Source organism: Streptomyces sp. MJM8645, from assembly GCF_001625365.1.
Lineage (GTDB): Bacteria > Actinomycetota > Actinomycetes > Streptomycetales > Streptomycetaceae > Kitasatospora.
Genome location: NZ_LJJF01000003.1, coordinates 37,471 through 52,182, shown reverse-complemented (window position 1 = coordinate 52,182; position 14,712 = coordinate 37,471). Strand labels below are relative to the sequence as shown.

Annotated in this window: 21 protein-coding genes; 10 read left to right on the top strand and 11 right to left on the bottom strand. The window is 71.0% G+C overall.

Features of this window, described 5'->3' with window-relative positions; all coding sequences use genetic code 11:
* Window positions 1-60: 60 nt before the first annotated feature.
* From A6F73_RS37200 to A6F73_RS37190, 3 genes are all read left to right on the top strand, one after another.
* Entirely contained in the window at window positions 61-891 is an 831-nt protein-coding gene (locus A6F73_RS37200; protein ID WP_063352880.1) for a serine protease, read from the top strand.
* Between the two features lie 143 nt (window positions 892-1,034).
* Complete coding sequence (locus A6F73_RS37195; protein ID WP_063352879.1) at window positions 1,035-2,033, top strand: aldo/keto reductase; 999 nt, start codon at window positions 1,035-1,037, stop codon at window positions 2,031-2,033.
* Between the two features lie 89 nt (window positions 2,034-2,122).
* Entirely contained in the window at window positions 2,123-2,935 is an 813-nt protein-coding gene (locus A6F73_RS37190; RefSeq protein ID WP_063352878.1) for a DUF4253 domain-containing protein, read from the top strand.
* Between the two features lie 60 nt (window positions 2,936-2,995).
* Here A6F73_RS37190 and A6F73_RS37185 read toward each other — a convergent pair whose 3' ends face one another.
* Together A6F73_RS37185 and A6F73_RS37180 are read right to left on the bottom strand one after the other, a co-directional pair.
* The gene (locus A6F73_RS37185; protein WP_208869276.1) at window positions 2,996-3,880 is read right to left on the bottom strand and encodes a helix-turn-helix transcriptional regulator; all 885 of its coding nucleotides are present in this window, start codon (window positions 3,878-3,880) and stop codon (window positions 2,996-2,998) included.
* A gap of 36 nt (window positions 3,881-3,916) precedes the next feature.
* Entirely contained in the window at window positions 3,917-4,723 is an 807-nt protein-coding gene (locus A6F73_RS37180; protein ID WP_063352876.1) for an SDR family oxidoreductase, read from the bottom strand.
* 410 nt (window positions 4,724-5,133) lie between these two features.
* Between A6F73_RS37180 and A6F73_RS40130 the strand changes: the two genes are divergently transcribed.
* The 3 genes from A6F73_RS40130 (at window position 5,134) to A6F73_RS42705 (ending at window position 6,325) form a co-directional block, all read left to right on the top strand.
* Window positions 5,134-5,334, top strand: coding sequence for a hypothetical protein (locus tag A6F73_RS40130; RefSeq protein WP_079136650.1), 201 nt, complete (start codon window positions 5,134-5,136; stop codon window positions 5,332-5,334).
* 121 nt (window positions 5,335-5,455) lie between these two features.
* Entirely contained in the window at window positions 5,456-6,025 is a 570-nt protein-coding gene (locus A6F73_RS37175; RefSeq protein WP_063352875.1) for a GNAT family N-acetyltransferase, read from the top strand.
* 126 nt (window positions 6,026-6,151) lie between these two features.
* On the top strand, window positions 6,152-6,325 hold the full coding sequence (locus tag A6F73_RS42705; protein WP_208869273.1) for a hypothetical protein: 174 nt from the start codon (window positions 6,152-6,154) through the stop codon (window positions 6,323-6,325).
* A 217-nt stretch (window positions 6,326-6,542) separates the two neighbouring features.
* On the opposite strand, the gene A6F73_RS37170 is transcribed toward A6F73_RS42705, so the two are convergent.
* The 7 genes from A6F73_RS37170 to A6F73_RS37150 all read right to left on the bottom strand — a co-directional run bounded on the left by A6F73_RS37170 (window position 6,543) and on the right by A6F73_RS37150 (window position 10,751).
* Entirely contained in the window at window positions 6,543-7,307 is a 765-nt protein-coding gene (locus tag A6F73_RS37170) for a maleylpyruvate isomerase family mycothiol-dependent enzyme (RefSeq protein ID WP_063352874.1), read from the bottom strand.
* 254 nt (window positions 7,308-7,561) lie between these two features.
* Window positions 7,562-8,368: a methyltransferase domain-containing protein gene (locus A6F73_RS37165; protein WP_063353010.1), complete on the bottom strand. Its 807-nt coding sequence runs from the start codon at window positions 8,366-8,368 to the stop codon at window positions 7,562-7,564.
* A 353-nt stretch (window positions 8,369-8,721) separates the two neighbouring features.
* Entirely contained in the window at window positions 8,722-8,934 is a 213-nt protein-coding gene (locus A6F73_RS37160) for a DUF397 domain-containing protein (protein WP_063352873.1), read from the bottom strand.
* A 78-nt stretch (window positions 8,935-9,012) separates the two neighbouring features.
* The gene (locus tag A6F73_RS40120; protein WP_244293870.1) at window positions 9,013-9,213 is read right to left on the bottom strand and encodes a DUF397 domain-containing protein; all 201 of its coding nucleotides are present in this window, start codon (window positions 9,211-9,213) and stop codon (window positions 9,013-9,015) included.
* Between the two features lie 231 nt (window positions 9,214-9,444).
* Entirely contained in the window at window positions 9,445-9,657 is a 213-nt protein-coding gene (locus A6F73_RS37155; RefSeq protein ID WP_063352872.1) for a DUF397 domain-containing protein, read from the bottom strand.
* 64 nt (window positions 9,658-9,721) lie between these two features.
* Window positions 9,722-9,922: a DUF397 domain-containing protein gene (locus tag A6F73_RS40115; protein ID WP_079136648.1), complete on the bottom strand. Its 201-nt coding sequence runs from the start codon at window positions 9,920-9,922 to the stop codon at window positions 9,722-9,724.
* On the bottom strand, window positions 9,903-10,751 hold the full coding sequence (locus A6F73_RS37150) for a helix-turn-helix transcriptional regulator (protein ID WP_063352871.1): 849 nt from the start codon (window positions 10,749-10,751) through the stop codon (window positions 9,903-9,905). The genes A6F73_RS40115 and A6F73_RS37150 overlap by 20 nt, the downstream gene beginning before the upstream one ends.
* 147 nt (window positions 10,752-10,898) lie before the next feature.
* On the opposite strand from A6F73_RS37150, the gene A6F73_RS37145 reads away from it, so the two are divergent.
* The 3 genes from A6F73_RS37145 to A6F73_RS37135 all read left to right on the top strand — a co-directional run bounded on the left by A6F73_RS37145 (window position 10,899) and on the right by A6F73_RS37135 (window position 11,896).
* A complete protein-coding gene (locus tag A6F73_RS37145; RefSeq protein WP_063352870.1) occupies window positions 10,899-11,102 on the top strand; it encodes a hypothetical protein in 204 nt (67 codons plus the stop codon).
* A 23-nt stretch (window positions 11,103-11,125) separates the two neighbouring features.
* Window positions 11,126-11,353, top strand: a complete 228-nt coding sequence (locus A6F73_RS37140) for a hypothetical protein (protein WP_159398750.1) — start codon at window positions 11,126-11,128, stop codon at window positions 11,351-11,353.
* 75 nt (window positions 11,354-11,428) lie between these two features.
* Complete coding sequence (locus A6F73_RS37135; protein ID WP_063352868.1) at window positions 11,429-11,896, top strand: NUDIX domain-containing protein; 468 nt, start codon at window positions 11,429-11,431, stop codon at window positions 11,894-11,896.
* A gap of 126 nt (window positions 11,897-12,022) precedes the next feature.
* Here A6F73_RS37135 and A6F73_RS37130 read toward each other — a convergent pair whose 3' ends face one another.
* Window positions 12,023-12,976, bottom strand: a complete 954-nt coding sequence (locus A6F73_RS37130; RefSeq protein WP_063352867.1) for an RICIN domain-containing protein — start codon at window positions 12,974-12,976, stop codon at window positions 12,023-12,025.
* A gap of 279 nt (window positions 12,977-13,255) precedes the next feature.
* Between A6F73_RS37130 and A6F73_RS37125 the strand changes: the two genes are divergently transcribed.
* On the top strand, window positions 13,256-13,579 hold the full coding sequence (locus A6F73_RS37125; protein WP_063352866.1) for a DUF1330 domain-containing protein: 324 nt from the start codon (window positions 13,256-13,258) through the stop codon (window positions 13,577-13,579).
* 13 nt (window positions 13,580-13,592) lie between these two features.
* Here the strand turns inward: A6F73_RS37125 and A6F73_RS37120 are convergent, their stop codons facing one another.
* On the bottom strand, window positions 13,593-14,546 hold the full coding sequence (locus A6F73_RS37120) for an NAD-dependent epimerase/dehydratase family protein (protein WP_063352865.1): 954 nt from the start codon (window positions 14,544-14,546) through the stop codon (window positions 13,593-13,595).
* Window positions 14,547-14,712 lie beyond the last annotated feature (166 nt).

Sequence of the window (14,712 nt, the reverse complement as noted above, 5' to 3'; positions counted from 1 at the left end):
CCGGGCGCCGCAGGGTTGGCTGGACGCATCCGAACCAACCGATCCGAAAGGCCGTCACCCGTGCTCCTGCGCAAGACCGTCCGCCGCCGCGCCGCCCGCGCCACCGCCGTCGCCGCCCTCGCCGCCGCCCTGGGCGCCACCGCCATGACCGGAAGCGCCCAGGCGATCGTCAACGGCCACGACTCCACCGAGCGCTACCCGTTCATGGCCACGATCCCGATGAGCGCCAAGCAGATAGCCGACGGCACCTGCGGCGCCACACTGATCGACCCCCAGTGGGTCCTCACCGCCGCCCACTGCGTCCAGGGCTACCCGGGCAGCGAGCTGACGCTCGACGGCACCGTGCGCATCGGCAGCGCGCACCGCAAGAGCGGCGGCACCGTCCGGGCCATCACCCGCACCGTCGTCCACCCCGGCTTCAGCTTCGGCGACGGCCAGACCCGCCCCAACTACGACGACCTCGCCCTGGTGCGCCTGGACCGCCCCGTCGCCCAGCGGCCCGCCCCCGTCGCCCAGCGCCCCGGCCCGCCCGGCACCCCGACCCGGCTGCTCGGCTTCGGCACCGTCCTCGACACCCCCAAGTACGAGGACATGGTCTTCCCGGACCGCCTCCAGGAACTCGACACCCGCCGCGCCGCCGCGGCCGACTGCGCCCCCGGCTTCGCCGGCCCCACCCGCCTGTGCACGACCAGCCCCACCCCGAAGGCCATGGCCTGCTTCGGCGACTCCGGCGGCCCGCAGATCCAGCGCGGCCGCGGCGGCCGCTGGGAGCTCATCGGCACCACCTCCGGCCCCGGCGCCCCGGGCGTGCCCTGCTCCGAAGGCCCGGGCCTGTACACCGACGTGCGCGCCTACGCCGACTGGATCCGGGCCACCATCGCCGCCGGCTGACCCGGCTGACCGGCCTTGGCCTGACTGACTGACCGGCCTGGCTGACCGGCGCATCCGACCGCCCGACCCCGGCGGCCGGATGCGCCGGCCGACCCGACGGTAAAGTCCCAGGTGAGCACCGTCGCGCCCGAGGAGACCCCGCCATGCCGACCGACCCCGCCACCGGAGCCGCCGCCGACCGCCCGCCGATCGCGCGGTACGGCCTGGGCACCGCAGCCGTCGGCCGGCCCGGCTACATCACCCTCGGCCGCGACGGCGACCTGCCCGCCGAACGCACCGTCGAGGCACTGCGCGACCGCACCCACGCCCTGCTCGACGCCGCCTACGCCGCCGGCGTGCGCTACCTCGACACCGCCCGCTCCTACGGCCGCGCCGAGGAGTTCGTCGCCCAGTGGCTCGCCGAACACCCCCAGGCCGCCGCCGAGGTGACGGTCGGCAGCAAGTGGGGCTACACCTACACGGCCGACTGGCAGACCACCGGCGTGGCCGCGCACGAGGTCAAGGAGCACTCCACAGCGGTGTTCGACCGCCAGATCCACGAGACCCGCTCCCTGCTGGGCCCGCACCTGGACGTCTACCTGGTCCACTCCGTCACCCCCGACAGCCCCGCCCTGACCGACACCGCCCTGCACGCCCGCCTGGCCGACCTGGCCGGACAGGGCGTGCGGGTCGGCCTGTCCACCAGCGGCCCGGCCCAGGCGGACACCATCCGTGCCGCCCTGGCCGTCACCGTGGACGGCCGCCCGCTGTTCACCGCCGTCCAGGCCACCTGGAACCTGCTCGAACCCTCCGCCGCCCCCGCCCTGGCCGAAGCCCACGCCGCCGGCTGGCTGGTCGTCGTCAAGGAGGCCATGGCCAACGGCCGCCTCGCCGGACGCAACGCCACCGGGAACGACACCGCCGCACTGCGCGCCCTCGCCGCCCGCACCGGCGCCCCCCTCGACGCCCTCGCCCTGGCCGCGGCCACCGCCCAGCCCTGGGCCGACCTCGTCCTGTCCGGCGCGGCGACCGTCGACCAGCTCGCCTCCAACCTCACCGCCGCCACCCTGCACCCCGACCCCGACGACCTGGCCGCCCTCGCCGCCCTGGCCGAACCCGCCCCGGCGTACTGGCGCACCCGCGCCGCCCTGCCCTGGGCCTGAACCGCCCCCGCCGCACCGAGGGCCCGAACCCCGCCGCCCGGCCCCCCTGCCCGAACTCCCTTGTCAGTGACCGCCCCTACGGTGGCCCCATGACCTCGGACCTGTCCCGTCTCCTGCCCGCCACCCTCCCGCCCGGCCGCCTGGTCGGCGGCGAGGACGGGCCGGAGCCGCTGCTGTGGATCAGCGACGCCCCCGCCCCCGCCGGCCTGTGGCAGCAACTCCACCGCGCCCACCCGCAGTCCGGCCTGTGGCCGCTGCTGCTCGTCCCCCTCGGCGACGGCGCCGACTACCGCCCCTGGCTGTCCGGCGAACTCTTCCCGGCCTCCGCCTCCGACCCCACCCTCTACGACCCCGACGCCCTGCTGCGCCGCTGGTGGCAGCAGCTCGGCGGCACCGACGAGGACGCGCCCGAGGGCCCGCTCGACACCGAGGACGCCGCCGAACTCCACGCCGCCCTGGCCCCCTTCGGCCCCGCCTGGCCCGGCACCGCCCCCGCCGCGGCCGTCCCCGACGGCGCCCCCGGCATCGAGGCCCGCGGCCTGGCCGACGTGCTGCTGTCCGTACGGGACGCGCGCCTGGGCCTGGTCGAGGCGGGCAGCGGCGCCGAGGCGCTGGCCGCCTGCGGCTGGAGCGGCCCGCTCAACCACGAGGACGACACCGCCAAGATCGCCGCCGTGCTCGCCGACTGGGAACGCCGCTTCGGCGCCCAGGTCGTCCAAGTCGGCTTCGACACCCTGGAGTTGAGCGTCGCCGTCCCGCCCGCCACGCTCGCCGAGGCCCTCCCGCTGGCCGCCGAGCACACCGCCCTCTGCCCCGACCTCGTCTTCCAGGGTACCGGCACCCTGACCGCCTACGCCGAAGGCCTCGTCGCCGCCCACCAGTGGTCGTTCTGGTGGGACTGACCCGGCACCCGCTCCCGCCACCGGGCCCGGGTCCACCGGACCAGTACTGAAGGGGCCGGACTATCCGTTGTGTGCTTCGAGCTCGGTCGCCGGCGCCTGCTGGGTGGCCGCCCACGACGCCAGGAGCGCCAGATTGTCAGCGGTCGGTGTGCCCGCGGGTGCGGTGTAGACGTTGAGGTGCAGGCCGGGTTCGGCGGGCAGTCCCAGGGACTCGACGTCCAAGTCGAGCCGGCCCACGATCGGATGGCGCACACGCTTGCGGCCGGACCGGTGCAGCCGCACGTCCTGAGATGCCCACCGCTGCCGGAACAGCTCACTGGACGTCGACAGTTCGCCGACCAGGGTGATCAGCTCCCCGTCGTGCGGATCGCGGCCGGCTTCCATGCGCAGCTTCGCGGCCACGCCGCCGGCAATGTGGTCGTAGTCGACAAAGAAATCCCTGGCCGCCTCGGGGTTCAGATAGACGAACCGCGCCGTGTTCGCGGGCCGTCGCGAGTCGGCCAGCACCGGCGAATACAGCGCGCGAGCGAGTCGGTTCGTGGCGAGCACGTCGTAGCGGCCGTTACCGATCCAGGCCGGCGCACCGGAGATCGCATCGAGCACCTGCTGCAGCGTCGAGCGCACCGTCACGGCAGGCCTGCGCCGGCGCGGGCCGCTGGGCGCCGTGGACTGGCGCGCGAGGTGGAACAGGTGGTCGCGCTCGGCCTCGTCGAGTTGCAAGGCAGAGGCCAACGCGTCGAGCACGCCATCGGAGGCACCGGCGAGCCTGCCGCGCTCCATGCGCACGTAGTAGTCGACCGATACCCCCGCCAGCAGCGCCACCTCCTCGCGGCGCAGACCCTTGACCCGACGGTTGCCGCCGTAAGCGGGAAGGCCCGCCTGCGCGGGTGCGACGCGGGCGCGACGCGAGCTGAGGAACTCCCGGATCTCGGTGCGCAGATCCATCGTGGCCATCCCCTCACCGTAAGCCGGTCCCGCAGTCTAAGGGGTGCCCGATGCGGTCGTCGCGATGCCGCCGTCCACCGGGATGACGGTGCCCGTGAGGTAGGACCCGGCCCGGCTGGCGAGAAACACGGCGATACCCGCCATGTCGTCGTCGCGGCCGATCCGGCGCAGAGGGGCCGCCGCCGCGATCGTGTCGCCGACGGCATCGAGCGTGGACGCCGTCATCCGGGACGGGAACATTCCCGGTGCCACCGCGTTCACCGTGACGTGCTGTGGGCCCAGCTCCCTGGCAAGCACCCTGGTGAGTTGATGGAGAGCCGCTTTGCTGCTGGCGTACGAGTAGTTGGGCGACTGGGCGACGTGGATGGCGGCGATACTGCCGATGTTGATGATCCGCGCGGGATCATCCGCGGTGCCCGCCCTGCGAAGTGCCGGGAGCAGCGCCTGCACCAGCCAGAACGGCGACTTGAGGTTGAGGTCGATCACCGCGTCCCAGGCCTCGTCCGGGAACGTCGCCAGCGGCTCGCGCCACATCGCCCCCGCGTTGTTGACAAGGATGTCCAGGCGTTCCGAGCCGGCCTGGACGAGATCGGCGAGGCGCTGACACTCGTCGTGCCTGGACAGGTCGGCGGGGATCGCTTGAACGTCGCCGAATTCGGACAGCAGATGCTGTGCCTCCGCGCACGCGTCCGCCTTGCGCGAGCTGATGACGACGCGGGCGCCCGCCTGGAGAAGGCCGCGCGCTATCATCAGCCCGATTCCCCTGGTGCCGCCGGTGACAAGGGCGTACTTCCCGCTCAGATCGAAAAGTTCCGCGTGAGCGGTGAATTGATTGTCCGCCATTGGTCTCCGTCCCTTCTGCCGTCGAAGAACGCGCCGATACGGTCGCGCATTCGGGGCAGCTGAATTGAACTGATGGGGGTGAAGCTGCAGCGTGTGTCCATGGTGACAGGCGTTTTGAACGTCCGGGAGACCCTGGTGATACAGGTACTGCGAGAGCCCCCCTTGCCTGATGCGCTGACCCCGGCACCCGTTCCCACCGCCGAGTTCGGGGCCGTCGGGGACGTCGAGCCACCGCAGGCCGTGCCTCGCCAGGCTCGCCCACCGTCTGGGCAGATGTGGTTCAGCGTCGGCTCGTCATCCAGAGCGACACCGTCAGGCGCCGCCGCCCCCGGACCGTCTGAAAGAGGCTCTGCCCGCGCTTTCGTGAATGATCTTCGAGGCGCTTGCTGCGGATTGAGTAGCCTCTCGCCATGACCGAGATCAAGCCGACCAGTCCTCAGACCGAAGCCGACCGTGGGCGCGTGGCACTCTGGCTGGATCCTGGCGATCTGGCCTGGCTGGCTCGGCACTGCTGCTGCCCGGACGACGCGACCGAGGAGGTGAAAGACCGCTGCGGCCGTATCCGCTTCCGCGCGAGCGCCGCGCTGCACAAGAGTGGTCGAACGAGCTGACCACAGCCCTCGCGGCCCACCTGAAGATCATTCACGGAACTGCGGTCAGAACGCCACCCGGTGACAGACGCGGCCCGAAAACTCCCTGGACCGTCCGACCCGTCTCGGCCATGATCCTCACGTGGCCACCTACCTCGAGTCCGAGCGCCTGACCCTCCGCCCCTTCGCCGCCGCCGACGCGGACCTGCTGATCGAGCTGGACAGCGACCCGGCGGTGATGCGCTACCTGAACGGCGGCGCTCCAACCCCGCCAGAGGAGGTCCGCGACCTCGCCATCCCCAGCATCCTCGCCGGCTACGAGCGCTGGAATCATGACCTCGGCCTGTTCGCCGCGCACGAGAAGGACGGCGGCGCGTTCGTCGGCTGGTTCTGCCTGCGTCCGCGGCGCAGCGGCCCGCGTGAGGAGGCCGAACTCGGCTATCGCCTGCGCCAGGCGGCCTGGGGCCGGGGCTACGCCACCGAAGTCTCGCAGGCGCTGCTGGCGAAGGGGTTCGCCGAGCTCGGCATCCGCATGGTCTGGGCCGAGACGATGACCGTGAACCGCCCTTCGCGTAACGTCATGGAGAAGCTCGGGATGACGCTCGCGGAGAACATCCCCACGCCGGACTACATGATGGCGGTCGAGGGTTCCGAGCACGGGGGTGTGCGGTACGAGATCACGAAGGAGCAGTGGGAGCGGCGGCAGGCGTAGGCGGCGCGAGGCGCGGCGCCCGTGGATGTGAAGTCATCGGCCCGCGCGGCCTTGTCTCATCACGCCCTATCGGGCATATCCCGGCAGCATCTTGCCGAGCAACTGCGCTGCCGCCCCGGCGTCAAGGTGCATGTCGACGAGGGCTACCGGGGCCTCGCCAACCAGTTCCCACGCCAGGTCACCGCCCCACCCCGCAAGCCGAAGAAGGACGCGACCCTCGGCGAGCAGCACGCCTGGCGGCACGAACGCCGAGCGCAGTCCTCCAACCGGATCTGCGTGGAACACGCCAACGCCGAGTAGAAGCAGTGGCGCAGCGCTACACCGGTCGCCGCGAATACTTCGCCGAGACCCAAGCCGCCATAGCCGGCTTGGTCTCCGACCGGTCAGCCCGCCGGGCCACCCGCAAGACGAGCAAAGAACTCGTCCTCGCCGCCGACGCCCGCCCGACGTCCTGCTGATCGATCCCAGGCGGATTGCTCAGCCGAGCCTGCCCGGATTCTTATCGCTCCCCAAGCCGTTAGCCCCCGTTCTGCAGCTGCTGGAGCAGGTCGGCGTCGCCCTCCATCCGCAGCGAGCCGTTCGGGATGCGCATGTACATGAGCAGGGCCATCTCGCTCGCCGTGCCGTAGATGGCGGCGGTGGGCTTGCTCTCGGCGGCCTCCGCCGCGGTGAGGCGGGTGAAGCGGGAACCGGCGGCGTCCACCGTCTGGCGCCAGGAGCCGGCCTCGGCTGCGTGGTAGTCCATGGTGGCGGGCTCGTGCGGCCACGGGACGGTGACGGTGCAGACGGTGGCCAGGAACTCCTCGATGGCGTCGACCGCCTCGGTCGTCGGCAGCTCCTGCGGCGTACCGGAGGCCAGCTGGGCGTCGTAGGTGTGGATCAGCGACTCGTGGACGCGGCGGCGGGCCACGGCGGCCCCCGTGTGCGGCGAGGCCAGCGGCTCCCACCAGGCCCAGCAGGCCCGGTCCGGGCCGGCCTCGCGCAGAGCGGCAAGCAGCTGCTCCGTCGAGTCGGCCAGCCAGGCTATGAGGGCCTCGCGCTCCCTGGGCGCCGCCAGCCCGTCCTTGCTCGGCCGCTCGTCGCCCGGCGCGGTGTTCAGCACGATGTAGGCCCAGAAGCGGTCCCCCTCACTGAGGTGGTTCGCCAGGTCGTACAGCGTCCAGCCCGGGCAGGACGGGACGTCGGCGTCGAGGCTGGGGGCAGCGGCGACGGCGGCGCGGAACGCGGCGGACCGCTCGTCGATCATCTGCAGCAGGGTGGGGAAGGAGAATTGCTCAGTCACGTAGACCTTGTATCACCCGGACCGGAACTCTCGCACTCGATTTAAAGGCCCCCAAATGAGATGTCCTCTTAACTCCACTGCCAGCATGGCCAATTCACGACAACCTAATACGCGATGCCATCAGTACACCTTGGGTAGCCTGAAGTTCTAACCTGGTTCGGTGTTCGAGGGCGCCGGGCCGGGCCGGCTGGGTTGCGGAAGTGCAAGGGCTGCGGGATCCGACTGAGGTCGGAAGGTTTGGCCGGGGTGGCACTTCAGCGTGCGGTGACCCAGTACGCCGCGAGCGGGCGGTTGCCATGCGGTGCGGCGACGGCCCGCAGGACGTCGCTCTGGCTGAGGACGAGTTGCCGTACCGGTTCGGGCAGCGCGGCCAACCGTTCTCCTCCGGTGATCAGGTCGAGACAGGCGGCGATCTCCCAGTCCGCGTCCTGGAGTGCGTCGGTGTCGACCGGCCCGTCGCCGTCCGCTGTCCAGCCCGCCTCGGGCAGGAGCCGCAGCAGCGCCTCGCGGGAGAAGGACGTGCGGATGTTGCCCTCGCCGTGTGAGCCTGCAGCCTCGATCTGGCCCTGGATCAATACTGCGAGCAGGTGCGCGAGCTGGTCGCCGCAGGAGGGCGTCAGGTCCCACTCGGTGAACCACAGCCGCCGCGCCCAGGGCCGCACCCGGGCCAGCGTGTCGCGCAGCTGCCCGAGCGAGGCGAAGTACCAGGAGCAGTGGGTGAGCACGACGTGGTCGAAGGTGTCGGAGGGGAAGTCGACCGACGGGTCGCGGACATCCGTGCTGAAGCGGAAGTCGATGCGCGGCCCGACCGGGCTCGCCGCGATCCGGGCCGCCGATTCCCCGAGCGTGACCGGCGCCCCGTAGGTCGGATCGGCGACATCGACGGCCACCACGCGTCCCTGGGGTCCGACAGCCTCCGCGAGGACGGCGGTCATATCGCCCTGCCCGCAACCCAGTTCGAGGACGGTGGATCCGGGCTCGATGTCCCAGCTCTCCACGAGTGAAGCGCGGTGGCGTGTCTGTGTCAGCTGAGCGTCCGGGCTGTGGTCGGCAGCGGCCATGGTCTTCACGAGCAACGGAATCCTGGCGTGGAGATCGAAGTGCTTCACACAATCCTCAGTGGCTATTCGGCGAACCGGTGAGGACGAGGGTACGAGACGCCCCTTGGCGGCGCCTGCGATTTCTCGCTCGAGTCCTGCTCACGACAACAGCAGATCCGATCAGACTTCAGTGAGAATCGGTCTACCTTCGGCGAGCGGGGACAGCGGCCGGCGAGCGGCAACACCCACTGCAGCCTCGATGAGTTCACCGCTCCGTGCCCCTTCTTCCCAACCAAGCAAAGGACTGCCGGATCCAGAGCGAGAGTGTCAGGTGCCGCCGCCCCGGCCCGGGTCGGCGGCACCGTCGAGCAGCATCAGTTGGTGCCGAATTCGCCTGCGCGGACGGCGGTGACGAAGGCCTGCCAGGCGTCGGCGGGGAAGACGAGGGCCGGGCCGTGAGGGTCCTTGGAGTCGCGCACGGGCATGACGCTCGGGAAGCCGGGCGCGATCTCGACGCACTGACCCCCGTCAGTGCTGTGGGAGGACTTGACCCAGTGGGCAGAGGACAGGTCGGGGCGGAAGCTCATGGTGCCAGTCCTTCCGGATGCTTGGGGTCCTGGGTTGTGCGGCGCAGCCATCCGCGATGGCTGCGCCGCGCAGGTGGATCAGTTGGTGCTGAACTCCCCGGCTCGGATGGCGGTGATGAATGCCTGCCAAGCGGTTGGTGGGAAGTTGAGGCGGGGCCCGTCGGGGTCCTTGCTGTCCCGCACGCGACCTGGCTGGGCATCGTCCACCTCAATGCACATGCCGCCGTCGTTGTTGCTGTGGCTACTCTTCCGCCATCTCTCCTGGTTCCCTGCTGGCACGACCGAACTCCTGTGAGATGCGCCTGATCATCGCCCTGGAGCCCCGGGGCGACCGGGCCGTGGCCCTGAGGAGATCGTATGACCTGCGGCGAGCGGCAACACCCTCTGCACCCTCGATGAGTTGACCGCTCCGTGCTCCTTCTTCCCATGCAAGCGAAGGGCTGCCGGATCCAGAGCGAGAGTGTCAGGTGCCGCCGCCCCGAGCCGGGTCGGCGGCACCATCGAGCAGCGTCAGCCGGTGCCGAATTCGCCGGTGCGAACGGCGGTGACGAAGGCCTGCCAGGCGTCGGCGGGGAAGACGAGGGCCGGGCCGTGAGGGTCCTTGGAGTCGCGCACGGGCATGACGCTCGGGAAGCCGGGCGCGACCTCGACGCACTGACCCCCGTCGGAGCTGTGGGAGGACTTGACCCAGTGGGCAGAGGACAGGTCGGGGCGGGAGCTCATGGTGCCAGTCCTTCCGGATGCTTGGGGTCCTGGGTTGCGCGGCGCAGCCATCCGCGCAGGTGGATCAGTTGGTGCTGAACTCCCCGGCTCGGATGGCGGTGATGAATGCCTGCCAAGCGGTTGGTGGGAAGTTGAGGCGGGGCCCGTCGGGGTCCTTGCTGTCCCGAACCCGACCAGGGTGCGCGTCATCCACTTCGACGCAGGCGCCACCATCGTTGTTGCTATGGCTGCTCTTTCGCCAGCTCTCATGATGGTTCGCTCGCACGGCCGTACTCCTTTGAGATGCGCCTGATCATCGCCCGGGAGTCCCGGGGCGACGGGGCCAGGGCCCTCAGCAGATCGTATGACCTCCGGCGGGTGGCCACACCCTCGACATCTTCGATGAGTTCGCCACTACGGGCCCCCTCTTCCCAAGCCACCATCGGACGGCCCGGTACCGAATAGAGAAAGAGCGACCCTCCCATCTCGGCATGGACTCCTGCTGCGAATGGCAGAACCTGCACGGTGATGTGCGACCTCTGGTCTGACGCGATGGCATCGAGTTGTCGTCTCATCACCGTTGCGTCCCCGACCGGCCGTCGGAGAGTCGACTCATCGAGGATGAACCAGCAATGCGGACGAGTCGGCGAGACCAACCGTTTCTGGCGGTTGAGGCGTGCTGACACCAGTGCGTCGAGTTCCTGCGGGGTGGCATGCGGATGACCCGCGAGAAGTGAGAGTCGTGCGACCTCAGGGGTCTGTAGGAGTCCTGGAATGGTGGCAGCAGAGAACTCTTCGATGGTTTCCGCCTTGGTCTCGATCTCGGACCAACGGCGGTACTTGCCGGGAAAGTTCTCCTTCTTGGCGAGTATGTAGATGCGGCCGAAGAGCCCGTTGGTGCCGAACGCGACATCGAGTTTGGCCGGCAGGTCCGGCGGCGGCATCGACTCGGCGCGCTCGATCCTGGCCAGGTGCCCCTTCGAGAAGCAGCCGAGGATCTCGGTCAGTTGATCAAGCGACATGGAGCCGGCGAGCTCTCGGTGATTGCGCATCTCCCAGCCGAACAGGTCGCGGGCCGAGCGCCCCGGATCCAACTTATTGGGTTTGAAGGCCATGGAGCCCCTCCAGTGTGTCCAACCACAACGTGGCACACGTCCACGCTGGTCAGCCTAGCTGCGGTGAGTAACGATTGGGGCGCAGAAAGTGAAGTCGATCGTGAATCGGCTCGCGGGACTGCAGATTCGCGTGGAAGGCGATCAGTCATGACCATGAAGTCACCCCAGCCTGCCAAGCTCCACGGCTATGGCGTGCGCTGGGACACCGGGGCCCGCCTCTACCGGGTCCGCAACGAGCTCACCGGGGAGTGGCTGCGCCAACCGGACGGTGAGCTCCGCGGGTTCAGGTCCTTCTCCGACGCCTGGAGTACCTGGCGTGTGTTCGAGGTCCACAAGCGGCCGGGGGAGTGAGCGTGTCCTCAATGCTCTCCCGCGTGACCGCCGAGCAGCGGCGGCAGGCGGCCGACGTTCTGGATGACCTGACGGCCGTCCTCGCCCTGGGCGGCGTCATGCTGCCGTCCGTCGAAGTCGACTGGGAGCACGGCCGGTTGACCGGGTGCTACCTGGTGAATCTGGGCTCGGCCAGCCCGTCCGCGCTCCTGCGGGTCGTCGACCTGCTCCGCAAGGGGCTGCGTTACGAGCGTCTGACGCGTGACGGCTGAACTCCTCGCCCGCCTCCTGTGGTTGGCGGGCTTCTCCCTCGTACTCCTCGCCGCCCTCAGAAGGTGAACCGCCCGATGCAAGACCCCCGTCTGCTCGCCAAGCCGCCGGTGTGCCGGCTCGGCTGCCTCGTCCTCGTGCGCAACCCGCGCGGTGACGTCCTGCTCGTCGACCCGGACTACATGGACGGGCTGATCCTGCCCGGCGGCGCCGCGAAGCCGAACGAGCCCCCGCACCTCGCCGCTGCCCGCAACCTGCACGCCGAGACCGGGCTCGACCTGCGCCTCGCCGACGTCCTCGCGGTCGACTTCACCCCCGCCGACCGCTACCTGGAACGCCTCAACCTGGTCTTCGACGGCGGCGCGGTGCGCGATGACACTCACCTCACCGTCCCGCCCCGGCACCGCAGCGGCCTGTTCGGCGCCCGCTTCGTCCCCGTCCGCCAACTCCACGACGTCATGGCGCCCTCCCAAGCCGCCCGTGCCGCCGAGGCGTTGGCGGGCCGCGCGCTGCCCGTCCTCCTCCACGGACAGCGCGCGACCTGACCGGCACTGCCGGGTTGGGGGGTGGTCAGTGCGCACATCGGCCCAGGCGGTGACGCGTTCGGCACTTCGGCAATGAGAAGGGGCGGGCGCCGGGATCGGCGCCCGCCCTCCCTCGTCCGGGTGCGGTCAGCTCCAGGGGTTGGCCGGCTGGTCGGTGATGGCGGTCCAGAAGCGGCCGCCGACGGGCAGGGTGCCGTTGGCCCACAGGCCCCAGCCCGAGGCGTCGTGGAACTCCGCCATCCGGAAGCCGGCGCCGAAGTAGCCGGCGCAGAGCTGGTCGGCGGCGGCCCGGCTGGTGAGCTGGCTGCCGGAGGTGGGGATGGTGGCCTTCACTTCGCCGCCGGCCCAACTGTGGAAGCCGCTGGTGGGCACACCGGCGGGGGCGGGGCGGCCGTCCTGCTTGAGGCACAGCACGGGCAGCTGCGCGGAGGCGGGGGTGTCGCCGCTGTACGCGTTGCTGCTGTTGTCGTTGCCGACGTGCACGACGTTGTCGGCGCGCTGCTCAAGGGCGGCCCAGGTCATGCCCTTGTGGGTGGCGACCCCGCCGAACAGGGCCTCGTAGGTGCTGCGGTAGATGTCCCACTCCTGGTACCCGCCGTCGTTGCAGTCGAACATGTAGAGCCGCCAGCCGCCGCCGATCCTGTGCTCGGTGTTGTCCAGGCACTGGGAGGTGGAGATGTTCTGCAGCCGTATCCCGAGCATGCCGTACCGCGAGACGCTGTCGGCCGCGGTCCACGGCGTGACCCGCCACATCTGCGAGGTGTTGTTGGCGTAGCACTGGACGCCGGAGGGGGTGCTGTCGACCGTCAGGCAGGAGCGCTGGTCGGCGGCGTTGTTGAGGGTGTAGACGCTCGGCAGGCCCGGGACGGGCTTGAACACCCACTGGCCCGGGTTGTCGGACGGCGCGCAGGGGTGCAGACCCTGCCCGCCCCATATCGCGCCGTTGGGACAGCGCTCGGACTTCTGGTTGAACAGGACCGTCGAGGGGGTGTCGGCCGAGGCCGAGCCGCCCGGGACCAGCACCAGGCCGGTCAGGGCCAGCGCGATGCCGAGGACGATACGCCGGACTAGCGAACGCACAGAGCTCTCCAAGAAGGGGAGACGACGAGGGGCGGCGGCCGGTCCGGAGGGCCCCCCGGGCCACCCGGTCCGTCCGCCGCCGTCAGCTTGTCAGCGTCCGATCAATCGCCGGTATCCCAGTTTTCTGGGGGGTCGTCCGACACCCCGCCTGGTCAGGGGCGCGGCCAGGGGCGGCCCAGACTACGTACCCCCTACCGATCCGCGACGGATTCGCCCCCTCCGCCCCCGCCCGTACCGTCGGAGACCACGGACACCGGACCAACCCCCAGGAGAACAGCGATGACCGCCTACGCGATGGCCCAGGTCCACTCGGTCGAGTTCGGCCCCGACATCGTCGAGTACCTCCAGCGCATCGACGCCACCCTGGACCCCTTCGACGGCCGCTTCCTCATCCACGGCGACCGGATCGAGACCGTCGAAGGCACCTGGGGACAGGACCTCATCCTCATCGAGTTCCCCGACCGCCAACGCCTGCGCGCCTGGTACGACTCGCCCGCCTACCAGGCGATCCTCCCGCTGCGCACCCGCCACATGACCGCCGACGTGGTCTTCGCCCAGGGCGTGCCCGCCGGCTACCGCGGCGCCGACGCCCTCAAGCACTGACCGGCCCGGGGGCTCAACGCCCCTGCGTCCGCTCGCGCCACCACCGCACCGTCGCCTCCACCTGCTCCTCCAGCGCGGTCGCGCGCACCGCGAACGCGGCCTCGTAGGCGGAGGCGTCCACCACGAACGGGCGGTCGAACTGGTAACGGACCTCCCGCAGTTCACGCAGCAGCGGGGAGAACAGCCCCGCCGCGCCCAGCAGCGCCTGCGGGAGCCGGCGCACCGCGACCGGTCCGACGCCCGCCTGCGCGGCCAGCCGTTCCACCATCGCGCGCACCGGCAGCGCGGGGGCCGTCGGCACGTGCCAGGCCCGCCCCCAGGCCCGCTCCTCGCCCGCGACCTCGGCCAACGCCCGCGCCACGTCCGGCAGGTACGTCCAGCTGTGCGGCGCGTCCGGGTCGCCGAGCACCGCGATGCTCCGGCCCTTCAACAGGCCCGGCATCACCCGCGAGGCCAGGTGCCCGCCGTCCGTCACCCCGGGGCCGAAGAAGTCCGAGGCCCGCACCTCGACCGCCCGGATCCGCCCGGCCCCGTGCAGCGCCCGAGCCTGCTCCCACGCCGCCGCCCGCACCCGCCCCTTGGGGCCGGCCGCGGCCAGCGGCAGGTCCTCGGTCATCGGACCGCGCACCGGACCGTAGCCGTAGAGGTTGCCGAGCATGACCAGCACCGCCCCGGTGGCCTCGGCCGCCGCGCACAGCGAGGAGGCCAGCGCCGGCCACCGCGCCGCCCACTGCGGCAGCGGCGGCGCCGCGCAGCCGTAGATCGCCGCTGCGCCGCGTGCGGCCTCCGTCAGTCGCGCGCGATCGCCCGCGTCCAGCGCCACGTGCTCGATGCCGGGCACCGGAGCCCCGCCCCGTGCGGGGCTCCCCGTCCTGGTGACGACCCGTACGGCGTGCCCCTGCCCGGCCAGCAGGCGGGCGGTGGCGGCCCCGGCGGGCCCGTATCCGACAACCACGTGGAAGCTCATCCGCCCCACCCTAGGGTCTGGGGCCGTGGGTGTTGCGGGTGCCGTGGGGTGTTACGGGTGTTGCGGATGCTGTGGGTGTTGCGGATGCTGTGGGTGTTGCGGGTGTTGTGGGGGTGCGGTGCGGGCGGCGGCAAATATTTGGTATGGCAACCGTAAAAGAAGATCT

What these genes read in the sequence shown, in the direction of transcription:
- A6F73_RS37150 (WP_063352871.1), bottom strand. Translation starts at nt 10,751, where the DNA reads ATGGCCTTCAAACCCAATAAGTTGGATCCGGGGCGCTCGGCCCGCGAC.
- A6F73_RS37125 (WP_063352866.1), top strand. Translation starts at nt 13,256, where the DNA reads ATGACCGCCTACGCGATGGCCCAGGTCCACTCGGTCGAGTTCGGCCCC.
- A6F73_RS37145 (WP_063352870.1), top strand. Translation starts at nt 10,899, where the DNA reads ATGACCATGAAGTCACCCCAGCCTGCCAAGCTCCACGGCTATGGCGTG.
- A6F73_RS37185 (WP_208869276.1), bottom strand. Translation starts at nt 3,880, where the DNA reads ATGGATCTGCGCACCGAGATCCGGGAGTTCCTCAGCTCGCGTCGCGCC.
- A6F73_RS40130 (WP_079136650.1), top strand. Translation starts at nt 5,134, where the DNA reads ATGACCGAGATCAAGCCGACCAGTCCTCAGACCGAAGCCGACCGTGGG.
- A6F73_RS37135 (WP_063352868.1), top strand. Translation starts at nt 11,429, where the DNA reads ATGCAAGACCCCCGTCTGCTCGCCAAGCCGCCGGTGTGCCGGCTCGGC.
- A6F73_RS37120 (WP_063352865.1), bottom strand. Translation starts at nt 14,546, where the DNA reads ATGAGCTTCCACGTGGTTGTCGGATACGGGCCCGCCGGGGCCGCCACC.
- A6F73_RS37165 (WP_063353010.1), bottom strand. Translation starts at nt 8,368, where the DNA reads ATGGCCGCTGCCGACCACAGCCCGGACGCTCAGCTGACACAGACACGC.
- A6F73_RS37155 (WP_063352872.1), bottom strand. Translation starts at nt 9,657, where the DNA reads ATGAGCTCCCGCCCCGACCTGTCCTCTGCCCACTGGGTCAAGTCCTCC.
- A6F73_RS37195 (WP_063352879.1), top strand. Translation starts at nt 1,035, where the DNA reads ATGCCGACCGACCCCGCCACCGGAGCCGCCGCCGACCGCCCGCCGATC.
- A6F73_RS37190 (WP_063352878.1), top strand. Translation starts at nt 2,123, where the DNA reads ATGACCTCGGACCTGTCCCGTCTCCTGCCCGCCACCCTCCCGCCCGGC.
- A6F73_RS37160 (WP_063352873.1), bottom strand. Translation starts at nt 8,934, where the DNA reads ATGAGCTTCCGCCCCGACCTGTCCTCTGCCCACTGGGTCAAGTCCTCC.
- A6F73_RS37180 (WP_063352876.1), bottom strand. Translation starts at nt 4,723, where the DNA reads ATGGCGGACAATCAATTCACCGCTCACGCGGAACTTTTCGATCTGAGC.